14 protein-coding genes are annotated in these 16355 nt (G+C 45.5%); 12 read left to right on the top strand and 2 right to left on the bottom strand.

Annotation, left to right across the window (positions count from 1 at the left end):
- Positions 1-8 precede the first annotated feature (8 nt).
- Positions 9-1379, bottom strand: coding sequence for an MATE family efflux transporter (locus BN6465_RS09135; protein WP_227183440.1), 1371 nt, complete (start codon positions 1377-1379; stop codon positions 9-11).
- Positions 1380-1511: 132 nt separating this feature from the next.
- Here BN6465_RS09135 and BN6465_RS09130 point away from each other — a divergent pair, with 132 nt between their 5' ends.
- The 6 genes from BN6465_RS09130 to BN6465_RS09105 all read left to right on the top strand — a co-directional run bounded on the left by BN6465_RS09130 (position 1512) and on the right by BN6465_RS09105 (position 8488).
- Entirely contained in the window at positions 1512-2408 is an 897-nt protein-coding gene (locus tag BN6465_RS09130; RefSeq protein WP_066733737.1) for a helix-turn-helix domain-containing protein, read from the top strand.
- Positions 2409-2513: 105 nt separating this feature from the next.
- Positions 2514-3935, top strand: coding sequence for an MATE family efflux transporter (locus tag BN6465_RS09125; protein ID WP_082891685.1), 1422 nt, complete (start codon positions 2514-2516; stop codon positions 3933-3935).
- The gene (locus BN6465_RS09120; RefSeq protein WP_066733729.1) at positions 3932-4525 is read left to right on the top strand and encodes a cytidylate kinase-like family protein; all 594 of its coding nucleotides are present in this window, start codon (positions 3932-3934) and stop codon (positions 4523-4525) included. The genes BN6465_RS09125 and BN6465_RS09120 overlap by 4 nt, the downstream gene beginning before the upstream one ends.
- A 110-nt stretch (positions 4526-4635) precedes the next feature.
- A complete protein-coding gene (locus BN6465_RS09115) occupies positions 4636-5055 on the top strand; it encodes a YbaN family protein (protein WP_066733726.1) in 420 nt (139 codons plus the stop codon).
- Positions 5052-6809 carry an ABC transporter ATP-binding protein/permease gene (locus BN6465_RS09110; protein WP_066733723.1) on the top strand — a complete coding sequence of 586 codons (1758 nt, stop codon included), beginning with the start codon at positions 5052-5054 and terminating at the stop codon, positions 6807-6809. Before BN6465_RS09115 ends, BN6465_RS09110 begins: the two co-directional genes overlap by 4 nt.
- On the top strand, positions 6806-8488 hold the full coding sequence (locus BN6465_RS09105) for an amino acid ABC transporter ATP-binding/permease protein (protein WP_066733714.1): 1683 nt from the start codon (positions 6806-6808) through the stop codon (positions 8486-8488). The genes BN6465_RS09110 and BN6465_RS09105 overlap by 4 nt, the downstream gene beginning before the upstream one ends.
- Before the next feature lie 95 nt (positions 8489-8583).
- Here BN6465_RS09105 and BN6465_RS09100 read toward each other — a convergent pair whose 3' ends face one another.
- Complete coding sequence (locus BN6465_RS09100; protein WP_154670231.1) at positions 8584-8820, bottom strand: hypothetical protein; 237 nt, start codon at positions 8818-8820, stop codon at positions 8584-8586.
- Positions 8821-9125: 305 nt separating this feature from the next.
- Between BN6465_RS09100 and BN6465_RS09095 the strand changes: the two genes are divergently transcribed.
- The 6 genes from BN6465_RS09095 (at position 9126) to BN6465_RS09070 (ending at position 16348) form a co-directional block, all read left to right on the top strand.
- Positions 9126-10352, top strand: a complete 1227-nt coding sequence (locus tag BN6465_RS09095) for a dicarboxylate/amino acid:cation symporter (RefSeq protein WP_066733710.1) — start codon at positions 9126-9128, stop codon at positions 10350-10352.
- Positions 10349-11437 (top strand): PTS transporter subunit EIIC, encoded by a 1089-nt coding sequence (locus BN6465_RS09090; protein ID WP_066733709.1) that lies wholly within the window; start codon positions 10349-10351, stop codon positions 11435-11437. Before BN6465_RS09095 ends, BN6465_RS09090 begins: the two co-directional genes overlap by 4 nt.
- 158 nt (positions 11438-11595) lie before the next feature.
- Positions 11596-12387 (top strand): hypothetical protein, encoded by a 792-nt coding sequence (locus tag BN6465_RS09085; protein ID WP_066733701.1) that lies wholly within the window; start codon positions 11596-11598, stop codon positions 12385-12387.
- Complete coding sequence (locus BN6465_RS09080; protein ID WP_154670230.1) at positions 12378-13655, top strand: glycosyltransferase; 1278 nt, start codon at positions 12378-12380, stop codon at positions 13653-13655. Before BN6465_RS09085 ends, BN6465_RS09080 begins: the two co-directional genes overlap by 10 nt.
- Positions 13652-15220, top strand: a complete 1569-nt coding sequence (locus BN6465_RS09075) for a leucine-rich repeat protein (protein ID WP_066733695.1) — start codon at positions 13652-13654, stop codon at positions 15218-15220. Before BN6465_RS09080 ends, BN6465_RS09075 begins: the two co-directional genes overlap by 4 nt.
- A 3-nt stretch (positions 15221-15223) precedes the next feature.
- On the top strand, positions 15224-16348 hold the full coding sequence (locus tag BN6465_RS09070; RefSeq protein WP_066733692.1) for a DHHW family protein: 1125 nt from the start codon (positions 15224-15226) through the stop codon (positions 16346-16348).
- The last annotated feature ends 7 nt before the right edge of the window (positions 16349-16355 follow it).

Genomic DNA, 16355 nt, shown 5'->3' with positions numbered 1-16355 from the left:
TTACTGATTTATTTTGCTGTGTTGTTCGTTGTAAGGTCCTTGACCCATGTAAATTTTTTATAATGCTTATACACTGCAGGAAGTTTGATAATTTCATCCATGCTTATGATAAGATATACGGCCGGCACGGGCAGTTTCCATAGAAAGGCGGCGGCCAGACCGAGAGGAACGGTAATACACCAGAGTGTAATTATATCACATATGAGTCCGAATTTCGAGTCGCCGCCCGCACAAAAGATGCCTGCAATAGTCGCTCCATTTACAGATTTACCAATTATATAGTAAGAACATATAAACAGCATAATCTGCAGATATGTTCCGGCCCGGCTGCTGAGCGTGGACAGAGACAAAATCAAAGGACTTACTGCAAGCAGGACCAGCCCGGAACATATGCCCGCGAAGATAGATAACCTGCACAATCTGCTTCCATATTCAATGGCTCTATCGGGGCGTCCGGCGCCTAGTTCGCCGCCCACGATAATTCCGCCCCCGCTGCCGAGACCGAGGCAAAAGCAGGCGATTAGGTTTTTTACTATATTGGCTATAGAATTAGCCGCAACAGCGTCCGTGCCTAAATGGCCCATGATGACAGAATACATAGTGAACCCACAGCCCCATACCAGCTCATTTCCTAGGACCGGAAGCGTGTATTTCCAGAACGCACATTTTAGTCTAGCATCTGGGTGCAGAAGATATTCTGCCCGGACATGGATTTGGCTCTTCCCTCTAGAGTCGGCCCATACCCATATTAACTCCAAAAGACGGGCTGCTGCAGTAGCAGCCGCAGCGCCGGCAATCCCCATCTTCGGCGCGCCAAGCAATCCAAAGATTAGGATGGCATTCAGTATGATGTTCAGTATAACGGCGGTAGAGCTGATAAGACTGCTTTTTGAGGCTCTACCGGTATTTTTCATAATACAGAGATAAATCTGCGAAATACCACAGAACAGGTAGGACACACTGACAGTTCTGAGATAGACGGCGCCGTCTTTTATCAAATGAATGTCGGGGGTGAAGACCCGCATGACAGACGCTGGAAAACAAAGGGCAGCCAGAAAAAACAGGACAGATACCGTGACAGAGATGCGCAGAACAATGCCCAATATCTGCTCCACGGCGTTTTTGTCTCTTTTTCCCCAATATTGTGCCGAGAACATGCTGGCCCCGATGGTGAGGGCGGCAAGAAAAAGATTGAAGATAAACTGAACCTGACCAGCCAGCGAGACAGCGGAGAGGGAGTTTTGATTGACCAGACCCAGCATAATGGCATCAGAGGCACTCACGACGGCCAGCATGAACTGTTGAAAGGTGATGGGGAGAACAAGAGTCAGTAATTTTTTGTTAAATACTTTATCGTGCGGCAGATATTTTCTTCTCAAACAATACCCTCCTTTCCTGAAGCCGATTGACGAAAATGTTCCAGCGGAATATAATTATATCGCAAGATAATTGATAAATATATCAAAATATAAGTTAATAATATAACAAAAACATATAATGAGGTAAAAATCATGAGCGTTCTCATACAACTAAAAAGCGACCGTTCCGAGAATGTGGCTTATAATTTTCCTGATTTTCCGGTGTATATCGACAGAACCCTCTTGTCCGATTATCCTGATTATACAGCGGTCAGCCACTGGCACGATGATGTGGAATTTATTACGGTCATTTCTGGTGAAATGCAGTACAATATTAACGGTGAAACGGTGACTCTGGCATCAGGGGACGGCATTTTTGTCAATGCCCGTCAGCTGCATTATGGATTTTCTGAAAAGCGTGAGGAGTGTCAATTTATATGTGCTGTTCTGCATCCCGTGCTGCTTTGTGGGACGGCTGGGGTAGAGCAGAATTATGTTTTGCCAGTTATCACGAACGAATGCTATTCTTATAAGCTGCTCCGCCGGGAGGTGATGTGGGAAGAACGTATTCTCGAGGTATTGAGGCAAATGCATGCTTCCCTCTCCCATTCTGCTCCGCAGCTGGAAATACAGGGGCTGTTCTTCCGGCTCTGGAGTATATTATATGAACATGCGCCAAAGCAGAATATGGAGAAAAGAGATGGACGCCAGTTGGGGCTGCTCAGAGAAATGGTAGGATATATACAAAAAAATTATTCGGAAAAAATGAGCCTTACGGATATTGCCGGTGCGGGGAACATGTGTAAGAGTAAGTGCGGAGAACTTTTCCGCCGGTATACAGGGAAGACGCCGATACAGTATTTGACGGACTATCGGCTGAAGAAGAGCATAGAAATGATGAATACAAGTGAATTGTCTATTGGGGAGATTGGATATGAAGCTGGATTTTCAGGAGCGAGCTATTTCAGTGAGACATTCAAGAAGAAGTTCGGATATAGCCCAAAGGAATATAGGAGGACTATTTCTGAGGAAAAAAAACTTGACTTATAAAAAATATATTTGTTATAATGCAGGAGAACCGAGTGGCAGAAGAAGCGTAAATCCAGGAGTTGGATTTACGTTTTTTTTGTCCCTTTTTATTTTGTGAAAGTGAGGATGAATATGCAGGAGGAAAAAGAAATCAACAAACTAGGGACAGCGCCAGTTCCTCAATTGATGCTGTCGATGGGAATTCCCATGATATTGTCTATGGTATTACAGGCTGTGTACAATATTGTGGACAGCGCTTTTGTATCTAATATGGCGGAAAATGGAGAGGCGGCCTTGAATGCTTTGACATTGGCATTCCCCGTACAAATGCTGATGGTAGCGGTTGGAATCGGCACAGGAGTGGGAGCGAACGCACTTCTGTCCAAATCGCTTGGGCAGAACAATTGGGAGAAGGTGAACCGAACGGCTGGAAATGCAGTATTTTTAGGCGTTGTGATTTATGTAGTCTTTTTGCTGTTCGGCATCTTAGGGGCAGGTGCATATGTGGGTACTCAGACAGCCAATCCGCTCATCATCTCCATGACAGAGGATTATTTAAGAATCTGCTGCTGTATTTCTTTTGGAATTGTATTTTTTTCTATCTATGAGAAATTACTTCAGGCATCTGGGCACTCTATGTTTTCAACAATTGCGCAGATCGCAGGCGCCGTCACTAACATAGTTCTGGACCCTATTATGATATATGGCCTGTTGGGCTGCCCGGAGCTTGGGGTGAAGGGAGCAGCGTATGCCACAGTGATCGGGCAGTGTGTATCCTTCGGTCTTGCGTTTGTTTTTCATCTCAAGGTTAATAAGGAGATTTCCAATCATATAAAATATATGAGGCCCTCAGCGAAAACGATTGGGGAAATCTATGCGATTGGCCTGCCGGCTATCATTGCGCAGGCTTTGATGTCTGTTATGACTTATGGGATGAATATCATATTGGGAGGTATCACAGAATCGGCGGTAACGGCATACGGATTGTACTATAAGATTCAGCAGTTCATTCTCTTTGCCGCGTTTGGGCTTCGGGACGCCATTACACCTATTGTATCTTTCAATCATGGGATGCAGAGCAAGTCACGGATAAGAGAAGGAATTAAATGTGGGCTGGTGTACACGATGGTGATCATGACAGCGGGATTTCTTGTATTGGAAATATTTGCGGTACCGCTGTCGGGAATCTTCGGACTGTCAGGTGAGACGCAGAGGCTTTGCGTCAGTGCAATGCGGATCATCTCCGTCAGCTTTCTGTTTGCGGGTGTCAATATCGCGTTTCAGGGTATTTTCCAAGCGCTGGACAGTGGAATCGAATCGCTGGTCATCTCTGTGCTGCGACAGTTTTTATTTGTGCTGCCAATCGCGTGGATATTTGCCCGCATCGTAGAGCAGACTGGAGGAAATACATGGCTTGTGTGGCTCACGATTCCCATTGCGGAAATAATTTCGGCAGGGCTGGCAATAGTTTTGATGAAGCGAATTTATAAAAGAAAAGTGGCAGCGATACAGGAAGAGGCTTGCCGGTGGAAGGAGAGAACAGTATGAAAAACAGGGTGATTACAATCAGCAGAGAGTTTGGAAGCGGAGGCCGGACTATCGGGAGACAGACAGCGGAAAGATTAGGTATTCCTTGTTACGACTCGGAATTAATCGACAAGATAGCGGAGAAAAGTGGGTTTGCAAAAGAGTATATTGCTGAGAAGGGAGAATATTCGGCCAAGGGCGGCTGGTTCGCCAGCGCCTTTTCCGACAGAACTTTTAACGGTACATCCAATCAAGATTATCTGTGGATTGTACAAAGAGATATTATTCTTGAACTGGCTCAAAAAGAATCTTGCGTGATTGTAGGGCGGTGTGCAGACTATTTGCTAAAAGATGTGGCGGACTGCCTGACGGTGTTTGTGCACGCTGATATACAAAAACGGGCAGAACGAATCGTAAAGCGTTATGGGGAGACCAGCCAGACTCCGGAAAAGCGGCTGAAGGACAAAGACAAACGGCGCAGTACTTATTATCGTTTTTACACGGACAGAGATTGGGGAGCTGTACAGAATTATCATCTGGCTATGGACAGCGGCGTGTTGGGAATCGAGAAATGTGTGGAGATTATTACAGGAGCTGCAAAAAGGTCGTAGAGTGAAAACAGTTAATGAGAAAATTATTCATTAACTGTTTTTTGATTGGAAAAAAATGAGATATACAGTATGATAATGAGTTAGATTAAACTAACCAAAAGGAGGAACGTATGAAAAAAGAAATAGTAAAGATATTGTGGATAAGCTTAGGGGTTGTCAGTTTAGGGGTAGGAGCTGTGGGAGCCGTTCTTCCCTTTCTTCCTACATTTCCATTTCTGATGTTGACATTGTTCTGTTTTGCCAAGAGTTCTGAGCGGTGGCATAGGTGGTTCATCAGTACGAAGCTGTATAAAAATAATTTGGAGACGTATGTAGTCAGCCGTTCCATGACGATGAGAACCAAAAGCCGCATTATGCTGACAGTTACTCTAGTCATGGCATTTGGGTTTATAATGATGAGCCGTGTGCCTGCGGCAAGAGTAGTTTTGGTATTCGTATGGGTATTTCATATACTATATTTTATCTTTGGCATCAAGACACAGAAAGCAGGCTGTGTTCCAGAAAAAAAGGGGGAGCAACAGAACGCATGATTAAAATGAGATTGGTGAGACTTTTGTCACACGCAAAAAAATATATTGTATATAACGTGTTATGGCAGTGGATTGCCCTGCTAGCACAGATTGCCGCGGTATTCTCCATCGCGCGTTTTTTGGAAGGAATCTTTCTCGGTTCCGCAGGCCGTTCTGATATGCTAAGAATAGTAGCTGTACTGGCTCTGACAGTCTGCCTGCGGTTTTTGTGCGACAGGATGGCGGCGGGGGCATCTTATGCGGCAAGTGTGGACGTAAAACAAATTCTCAGGGGAAAAATCTATGATAAGCTTCTCCGGATGGGGGCGTCTTACAGGGAGCATACATCTACCTCCGAAGCTGTGCAGCTCAGCAGTGAGGGGGTAGAACAGCTGGAAATTTACTTTGGAAAATACTTGCCACAGCTTTTCTATAGTATACTGGCCCCATTGACATTATTTGGAGTGCTGGGGCCTGTCAGTTTAAAAGCAAGTGCCGTGCTGCTAGTGTGCGTCCCTCTAATTCCGGCGTCCATCGTGGCAGTGCAGAAATTTGCCAAGAAGCTGCTTGATAAGTACTGGGGGATTTATACGGGGCTTGGAGATAGTTTTTTGGAGAACCTACAGGGGCTTACGACACTGAAAATCTATCAAACCGATAAAAAGAAAGCAGAAGAAATGGACGAGGAGGCTCAAAAGTTCCGGAAAATTACTATGAAGGTGTTGACTATGCAGCTCAATTCTACCAGCGTCATGGATATTGTGGCCTACGGGGGCGCTGCGGTAGGCATGATTGTTGCGTTGACAGAATTCCTCAACGGAAGGCTGGGGTTTGCAGAGACTCTTATCATAATTCTTTTAGCCTCGGAGTTTTTTATACCCCTGCGGCTTCTGGGTTCCTTTTTTCATATAGCCATGAACGGTATGGCGGCAAGTGATAAGATATTCCGACTGTTGGACACGGAGGAGCCAAAGGCAGGGACAGAGAGCTTGAAGGGAGGACATTTGGATATCAACTTTACAAATGTTCATTTTTCCTACGAGGAGGGCCGGGAAATTTTAACAGGAATCAATCTACAGCTTCCGGCCGGTGCGTTTGTATCACTGGTGGGCGAGTCCGGATGTGGAAAGAGCACGATTGCCGGTCTGCTTGCCGGGAAAAACAGAGGGTATTCGGGGCAGATTCGAATTGGCGGCAAAGAACTCTCTGACATCAGGGAGGAGGAACTAATGAGCCACGTAACCTTGGTTCGACATAACAGTTATCTGTTTAAAGGAACGGTGGAAGACAATCTTAGGATAGCCAGACCTTGCGCAGCCAGAGAGGAGATGGAGGAAGTGCTTGCGAAGGTAAATCTGCTGGGCTTTCTTAATACACAGGAGGGATTGTCTACAATGCTTCAAGAGCGGGGAAGCAATCTTTCCGGCGGGCAGTGCCAGAGATTGGCACTTGCCCGGGCGCTCCTTCATGACACGCCAGTCTATATATTCGACGAAGCTACGTCCAATATCGACGCAGAGAGTGAAGAATTGATTATGGGAGTCATACACGAACTCGCAAGAAGCCGTACCGTTCTTCTGATTTCGCATAGGCTGTGCAATGTGGTGCCGTCGGATTGCATTTATTTGCTGAGAGACGGTAGAATCGAAGAATGGGGACCCCATGAGACATTGATAAAAGGGAAAGGCAGATACGCGGAACTTTACGATAAGCAAAGGTTATTGGAGACGTATGCGGCCGAGACAGATTCATATAGAAAGGTGGCGGGAGCATGAGAAAACAAACAGGAAGACGAAGTGGAATCGGTATTATGGGGCAGATGATAGGGCTTGTGGCACCGCTTTTACATATTATGCTTGCCGCTGTGCTGCTGGGAACGGCCGGCTATTTGTGCGCAATCTTTCTTACCATACTGGCGGGAGCGGTGCTGGTCAATGGACTGGCTTCTGGCTTGCCGCTCCGTAATCTATATATTCTGCTGGGGGTACTGGCGGTGATGCGGGGAGTGCTCCACTATGCGGAACAGTATTGTAATCACTATATTGCTTTTAAGCTTTTGGCTATTATCAGGCATAAGGTATTCAAAGCCCTGCGTGGATTATGTCCGGCAAAGCTGGAAGGCAGGGACAGGGGGAATCTAATCTCTATTCTGACAACAGATATAGAACTTTTGGAAGTATTTTATGCCCATACCATATCGCCGATAGCAATCGCGTTGCTTACTTCTTTGTTCATGGCGGCCTTTATTGGACAGTATAGTATACTGGCAGCCATCTTTGCCCTTGCGGCGTATACTATAGTAGGAGTATTAATACCGCTATGGAACGGCCGGCACGGGGGTGTGAAAGGAATGGAATTCCGGACATCGTTCGGGGAACTGAACAGCTTTGTACTTGATTCTCTGCGGGGGCTTGACGAGACTATACAGTACGGTCAGGGAGAGGAGCGGAAGAAACAGATGGAAGAGCATTCCAAAGAATTGGGAGGGATACAGAAGGAGCTGAACAGGCTGGAAGGCGTACAGCGCGCAGTTACCAATATGGCAGTATTGATTTGCTCCTTCGGCATGTTGTTTCTGACACTTTTTCTCTATAGGGGAGGGAAGATAGGTCCTGATGGTGTATTAATCTGCACGGTCGCTATGATGGGTTCCTTTGGTCCGGTGGCGGCATTGTCCAGTCTCTCTAACAATCTTAATCAGACACTTGCCAGCGGCGAACGTGTACTGTCCATTTTGGAAGAGAAGCCGCAGGTAAACGAAATAGCAGATGACGGTACAAGCAAATACGATGGAATGGAACATTTTACCGGTGCAAAGACAGAGCATGTGACTTTTTCATATGAAGATGAAATCATATTGGATGACTACTCTATTGTTGCTGAGCCGGGAAAAATCATGGGAATTCACGGAGTAAGCGGTTCTGGAAAATCTACTTTATTGAAGCTGTTGATGCGTTTCTGGGACGTAGATAAGGGGAAAATTACTGTGTCCGGCGATAAGATAAAGCAGATTCCGACGAAAAGGCTGCGGGATACAGAAAGCTATGTTACACAAGAGACACATCTGTTTCATGACTCCATTGCAAATAACATCGCTGTCGGAAAGGATGGCGCGGCCAGAGAAGAGATTGTGGAGGCGGCGAAAAAGGCTTCTATTCATGAGTTTATCCTGTCACTGCCGAAAGGGTATGAGACTCAGGTCGGCGAGCTTGGAGATACCCTATCAGGGGGAGAGCGCCAGCGTATTGGTATCGCAAGGGCCTTTCTCCACGACGCGCCATTCCTCCTATTGGACGAACCCACCAGTAATCTAGATTCTCTGAACGAAGGGATAATCTTAAAATCATTGAAGGATGCCTGTGAGAAAAAGACAATCATACTGGTCTCTCATAGGAAGTCGACCATGAATGTGGCAGATATGGTGGTTGAGATGGAAAACGGCAGAGTATCTTAGGATGAGTATAGTAAGGGCCAGAGACTCTAAAAAAAGAGCTCCGGCATTTTCTGCAACGGAAGTAGTGTCCGATGCAGTCAATGCCGGAGCTGCTATTAGCTTCGTTTATCTAGCTGGGTTTTCAACGCTTGAATTTCTGCTTTTAGAGTGTTGATTACTGTCTGCTGTTCATTGAGCACTGCACGCTGCTCATGAAGCTTTATCTGTTGTTCACAAAGCTGCTCACGTTGCTCATGAAGCTGTTCTTGCTGCTCGTTAAGCAACTCCTGTTGTTCTTCAATCATATATTGCACTGTATTTCGGTCAAGCTCCTGCAATTCTTTTGAAAACATACACATCACATCCTCTACATTCAGACATATATTATACGCTTCTTCATACATGACCTTAAATTCCGGATAGGCTTGAATCAATCGAATGATTTCTTCAGGCTCATCTTCGCACAGGAAGGTAAGCCATGCATCTAATTTGTTGGTTATATTTTTATTGTGTTTGATTTCTCTGAAATTGTCAAGGGAAATGAAGACAAACCCTTGCAGAAACCGCAGAAAACGTGATATTGTATTAAAAGATTAGAGTGGCAAAGCGGATGGGGAAATCTGCGAGTCTCTGAAAATTACTTTATGGGGTGATACATATGAAAAAAATAGTGGAGTGGTACAAAAATCATGTGACGACTTGTATCTTTATCGGTTTGATACTGGGAGTTCTGACGGGGCTGTTTTTTGCCGGGCGTTTTGCGCCGGTACTGACTGTTACGTCTTTGGTGGGCGGTATTTATATGAGTGCCTTGAACATGATGATTTTTCCGCTGGTATTCTGTTCGATTATCGTGGGAATATCCAGTATAGGAAACATGAGGACGACGGGCAAGATTACAGGCGGGGCAATGCTGTATTTTTTGATTACCACAGGATGTGCCAGCCTGATAGGGCTGATTGTTCCCAGACTCATCGGACTTGGGAAGAACGTGCAGATTGAGATGGCTGAGGCTGAGGTGGAGGCCACCCAGTTTACCAGTCTTCTGGATACGGTAAAGACGTTGATTCCGTCAAATCCGATCAAATCTTTTGTGGAAGGCAACATGCTTCAGGTATTGGTGTTTGCCGTGATTATCGGATTTACAATTATGGCGGTGGGGAAAAAGGCGGAGCCGGTCTATAAGGTGATTGAATCCGGAAATGAAATCTGTCTCAGTATTATCGGTGTAGTTATGAAGTTTACACCGATCGGTGTATTCTGTACCATTGTCCCGGTCGTGGAATCCAACGGTATCGGCACGATTGTATCTTTGGCGGCCGCGTTAAGTGCATTGTATATTGCCTTTTTTGCGTTTGCATTTATAATATATGGATTTTCAGTCAAAGCATTTGGAAAGATGAGCGTGAAAGAATTCTTTAAAGCAATCCTTCCGGCCGCGTTGAATGCGTTTGGGACCTGCTCCAGCTCAGCCACCATTCCAATCAGTAAGAACTGTATGGAAGAAAAGCTGGGAGTATCCAATAAAATAACAAGTATTGTAATCCCACTGGGGGCAACGGTGAATATGGATGCAGTATCCATACTCATGTCGTTTATGATTATGTTTTTTGCCAACGCATGTGGTGTACATGTCAGTATTTCACTCATGATTGTGATTCTACTCTCCAATGTGCTCCTGTCCGTAGGTACGCCGGGCATACCGGGGGGCGCCATTGCTTCCTTTGCGGCTCTTTCAACGATGGCAGGGCTTCCGGCCGGTGTCATGGGAGTCTACATCAGTATCAATACGCTCTGCGATATGGGGGCGACCTGCGTTAATGTCATTGGCGATCTGGCGTGCTGTGCAGTTCTCCATAATCAAGTAGAGGTAGACACATTATGATACGAAAAATTTCGTCTTTGTTCTCGACGGGAATGAATCACCTGTCTGCGTGTATGCTGCCGTTGATTCCGATGATTACTGCGGGCAGCCTGATAAAATTAATCTGGCTGCTGCTGGATGCGGCCAATCTGGCGGGAGGCAATACGGGAGCTATCCTGAGTATTCTGGGTGATACGCCCTTTTATTTCCTTCCGGTACTGGCGGGTATTACCGCGGCACAGCATTTTGGGGCAAACCTGTTTTACTCGGTGGGCGCGGCCTGTGCGCTTGTTATGCCCGGTCTTGCCAATATGATGGAAGGCGCGGGAAGTCTTTCATTTCTGGCCATTCCGGTAGTTAAGACGACCTATACATACAGTGTGCTTCCGGTGATACTGCTTGTGTGGTTTCTGGCGAAAATAGAGCCCCATATGGAAAGGATATTTCCCCCCATACTGAGAGGGACTGTCTATCCGCTTTGTATTTTTCTTTCGGCAGTACTGCTTGGGATCTTGGTGATTGGGCCGCTGGGAACGCTGATCAGTCAGGGGCTGGCGTGGATTTTGGATTTTCTTTCCGTACGGGCTGGGGTTCTGGCATGGATGCTGCTTGCCGGCATCATGCCGCTTCTAATTCCGGCAGGCATGCATTGGGTCTTTGTTATGATTGCCATTACCCGGCTGGGTGCGGAAGGGATAGACACTGGAATCATGGTTTCATTCTTTCTGGTAGGCATGGCGCTTGGAGGCGCAGATATAGCGACTGCCCTATTTACAAGAGATTCTGAATACCGGATGCAGGCCGCAAGCGCCGGGCTGACTGTCCTGCTGGCGGGGGTGTCGGAGCCTTCCTTGTTCGGTGTTTGTATGAAAGAGAAAAAGACATTGTTCTGTGTGATGGCGTCGTCGGCCATAGCGGGAGTTTTTCAAGGGATTGTTGGGATACATTGTTATATATATTCCTTTCCGGCTATCAGCTCCATATTGATGTTCAGCAGCAAGGAGGAACCGGATAATCTGTGGAAGGCGGCAGCCGCCGGGGGAATTGCCTTTGTGGTAAGTTTTATACTGGTCACGCTTACAAAGATTAAAAAGACGGATAAATAAGGGATTGAGAAAAAAAGGTGAATGGCCGCTGGATATGGTCATTCACCTTTTATCGGTTGAACGGTATTTATTTGAGGGTATTCGGTCGTTGACTTGATGAAAAAAGTATAGTATCGTGAATGTAAAATCTATGTAAAACGAGGCAGAGGAGGATAGATATGGAAAACAAAGAAAAAAAAGTGATTTACTATTCCAGAACATATCGGCATCTAAAAATAAATACAGCAGGGAGTATCCTATATTTTTGCCTGCTGGTGCTGCCTGTTTTAATATTGTTTATTTTCAATATGAACCATATTACACATTTTATGTCAAAATGTGCGGTCAATGTTCTTGGTAAGCTGTATCCCGGGATTCCGTTGTACATAAGGAAAGACAATTTTTCCATATTAGGGAAGATGGAGTTTGTAGAACTGCCCACCGTATATCCATCCACCGCATTTTGCGTTATAAATTTCATTATTGTACTCTTACTGGTCTTCTTCTGCTGTACCGGAAGTAGGAAAGGACGCCCTGTGTCCATTTATATGACCATTATGCTTGTGGTACATATTATTAACTGTATTTATTTTATTTTTGCCGCAAACTATTTTCCATACAATGCGTTTCAATACTCTAACTTATATATAAAACAGCAGATTGGAATATGGCTTACCTTTATAGTGATGATGGGATTGGTGACTGCCATTCAAGGATCGAAAGCCTTAGTGTGGAAAATATTGTCCTTTTTCTCCGTGCTGGCCTACTCCTTTTTATTTGGATTTGCCAGATACATTTTATTTTTATATATCATTCAAGAATTTTCCATTATATATATGGCGTTGATGTTCTTTGCTTTTGGGCCATTTTTTGATTTCTTATATCTGGTGGGAATCTATGGCTTCTTCATGGATAAAGTAATCAAGTTTTATGAATCTGCCAAGGGAAAGGGGGCGTGGAGATGGTCATAACAATTCTTCGTATCTACATGGTATTTGTTATTATACTTATGATTATTTATGCTGTCAGGCATTTTGTGTTCGCTTACAACCGGCTGTTCGGAAAACAGAGGTTGTACTATAATGATATCTATTCAACCCGTATGCCGTCCATATCGGTATTGATTCCCATGCACAATGAAGAGCAGGTGCTTGACTTTGTCCTCCAGTCTCTTCTGAAATGTGAGTATGACAGGGACCGCTTGGAAATCATTCCGATTAATGACAATTCTACAGACCGTACAAAGGAAATGCTCGATGAGTATCATGAGAAATATGAGTTCATAAGGCCATTACACCGCAACTGCCCGGACAGAGGGAAACCGGCAGGGTTGAATGACGCTATGAAGATTGCCAAGGGAGATATTATCATCGTATTCGACGCCGATTACAGGCCGGCCAGAGATATGCTAAAACAGCTGGCAGTGGCGTTTCAGGATCCTGAAGTGGGGGCTGTTATGGGAAGGGTCATCCCCTACAATACAAATAAGAACCTGTTGACCCGCCTCATCAATCTGGAGCGGTGCGGAGGGTATCAGGTGGATCAGCAGGCAAGATATAACTTGAAGAGCATTCCTCAGTATGGGGGAACGGTAGGGGGATTTAGAAAGGATCTTATGCTGGAGATGGGAGGCTTTAATCCCTTGGTTCTGGCAGAGGATACGGAGCTTACATACCGCTTCTATACGAAGGGGTGGAAGGTTATTTACGCCAATTCGGCGGAGTGCTATGAAGAGGCGCCAGAGACGTGGGCTGTAAGAGGCAGACAGATCAGACGGTGGGCAAGGGGGCACAATCAGGTGCTTTTCCGCTATCTGGGTAAGGTGATTCTTACTCCAAACATGAACTGGCGTGAAAAAGTGGACGGAATTCTTCTTCTGCTCGTCTATGCGGTTCCTTTTTTTCTGGCGCTGGGACAGCTGGACTCTTTTATCTTATTCTTTTTGGGAGAGATGGATATCTTTGCCGGATGGTGGGTGCTTCTGTTCATTGGTGTCTATTGCTCCTTCGGTAACTTTGCGCCATTTTATGAAATAGGTACGGGACTTATGCTGGATGGAGTAAAGGGAGAGACGATGCTTCTTCCGCTCATTATGTTCAATTTCTATTTTTATATGTGGAATATCAGCCTTGGATTTCTGGACGCAATCGCGGATATTATCACGAAGCGTAAGGTGAGCTGGGCCAAGACGAAGCGCTTTGCCAAAGCCGATAACAAAGAGAAGGAGGGAGCGAATTGACGATTATCTGGTTAACAATAGCGGTATTTTTGATTCTTCTCATTCTTCCCATTTTATTTTCCACCATATATTATAAGAGGCGGAAGGGAGAAGTGCTCTTTATCAATCAGGATAAAGTGCGTGATCCCAGATATTTTGGGAAGGCATTCTCCTCCCTCGTGGAAAAAAAGCTGGAGACGGCGAAGGATGGCATCATACATCTCTCAAAGGAAGAGCCTTTTATCGATGGGGATACACAGAAGGTCTATCCGGATACGGTAGATAAACTGGTCATCTGCCAGAAACAGGAATTTTCCCCGGAACAGGGAAAAGAGTTTTCGAAAGAGATATTTTGTAGGGAGAATGTCCTTATAAAGGGAGGAATTACGCTTCGGGCAGTCTACAGCTGCAAAGATATTATTTTGGGAAGCGGCACCACAGTTGTGCGCTGGGCAGACGCACAGGGGACAGTTGCGGTCTATGACGATTCAGACCTTGGAATCAGCGTGACAAGCGGTTCCAGATTAAGTATCGGAAGAAACTGTAAGTTCCGAAGACTGTACGCGCCGCAGATATGTCTGGGACAGTACCCCGGAAATATTGCAGACCCGGCCGAAGGGAAAGATGAAAGAATCTACCGGCTGCCGGTTCAGACAGACCGGGAAAAGAATGTAAGATATATCAATAAAGAGATGGTAAATGACGAAGGGGTCGTTGATTTCACCGTATTGTCGTGGAAAAATGTCAGTGTGACCGAAAGAATTATTGTCAAAGGAGATCTGCGTTCCCACAAGGGTGTGCGGCTCTGTGAGGGAGCGATTGTCGTGGGAAATATTTTTGCGGAGAAGGATGTGATTCTGGAAAAAGACGCCTGTGTCCTTGGAAATGTATTTTCACAGGCGGACGTCTATTTAGCCCAAGGGGCTGCGGTGGGCAAAGCGGGTGCGGTAAGCTCTGTGATTGCCAGAGGAAAGATACAGGCAGAGGCGGGAGCCTTTGTATTTGGATATATGAGCTGTGAGAAGCAGGGAGAGACTTTGAAGGGGAAAAATGTGGCAACTACAGAAGAGCTGTCCTACTTGGAACAGATAAAACCAGAAAAAGTTCTGCGTTTTAAAGATTTACAGGATTATGAAGGGGTGGACCAGCAGGGATACCGGCTGAATAAAACGCTTGAAGAAGTATATATTCCTGAGGGGGCGAAACGAATCCCGAAAAGTATGTTCTTCGGCTGCATCTCCTTGAGAAAAGCTGAGATTCCTGATACAGTAGAAGAAATAGAGGATTTTGCCTTTGCTGACTGTGGGAACTTGGAGCAAGTATCGCTCAGTGGGAAAAAAGGGCTCACAAGGATAGGGATTTCAGCCTTTGAAAATTGCGGGCAGCTGCGTAAGGTAGAGTTTCCAGCGGCTTTGGAGATTTTGGACGCCGCATCATTTGCGGGATGCGGTAATCTGGAGCAGGTACATTTTGCGGAAGGCACCCAGTTGAAATTCGCGGGAGATTATTGTTTCCAGAGATGTACGAAGCTGGGAGATGTTGAAATCCCTATGCAGGAAGAGCAGGAGGAAGAGGTTGCGGATTAGCTGATGAAAAAGAAGAGTGTAAAAATCGCGGCTTGTTTGGCGGCGGCAGTGCTTGCAATCCCTATATTGGGAGGGCTTGATTATCTGGTAAATGAAGACAGAAAGACCGATCCGGTGAAAGAGTCTGTCAAGGCTGCGCAGAAAGATAAGTTTAACCAATATGGGCTGGAACAGGATACAGGACTGTCTGACGAGTCATATTACGAGGATGAAGAATACATATTTTATGCGGACCGTATCTTGAAGAAGTTTGTGTATGAGAGCGGCAATATAGGGGAGATGGCGGAGATTTTAGCGAAACTGCAGAATATAGTGCCTGAAGATGTCAATCAATATCTGCTCCCCATTCCCGAGCGGATTATGTGGGAACCCGGGTATGCTGAGGAGAAAGCAGAATACAGCACATTCCTGCAGGATTTAGAAGGCGTGGTTCCAGATAAGATGAAATTGGTAAATGTACTGCCGGTTTTGGAAGAACATCCGGATGAATATTTGTTTTTCAGGACGGATAGCGGCTGGACAGCCAGAGGAGCATATTACGGCTCTCAAGCCTTGTGCGGAGAAATGGGGATTACTCCCATCGAGCTGGCGGGTTATGAGGAATATATGTTCAACACCTTTCAAGGTTCGCTCCAACAGAGCTTAAAAGACAAATATGAAAATGCTGAAATCAGTACAAAGCTGGAGGGGATTCCGGAGGATCCACTTTATTATTATCTGCTGCCGGGCGCTAAGAACAGGTCTGTCAGAGTGAAACAGGTGAATCATGTTGAAACGACTGATAACATACAGACTGTCTCGAAATCAAGAACTGGGAAAGCCGCCTTTATCGGAAGCAATTATCAGTGGGCAGTGGCGGAAGGCGATGGCAAAAGTAAGGAGAAGGAAAAGAAAACAGCGTTGCTTGTCTGTGATGAAAATGGACAGCTGCTTGTCCCTTATCTTGCCAGTTACTATGATAAAGTCTATGTAGTAAATGGCGTCTACAATGATTTCGGCGTGGAGGATTTCGAAAATATATTTGAGGAACATGAAATATCCGATTTCATTTTAACGCAGAGTGCAGAGCGTATCGGCGATGTGTCGCAAAGTAAATTCTTGAAAAAGATACGTGATATAGCAGACTGACATAGAA

Source organism: Bariatricus massiliensis (genome assembly GCF_900086725.1).
GTDB classification, from domain to species: domain Bacteria; phylum Bacillota; class Clostridia; order Lachnospirales; family Lachnospiraceae; genus Allocoprococcus; species Allocoprococcus massiliensis.
Note: the sequence above shows the minus strand (reverse complement) of the source record. Positions and strands in the feature narration are given on the sequence as shown.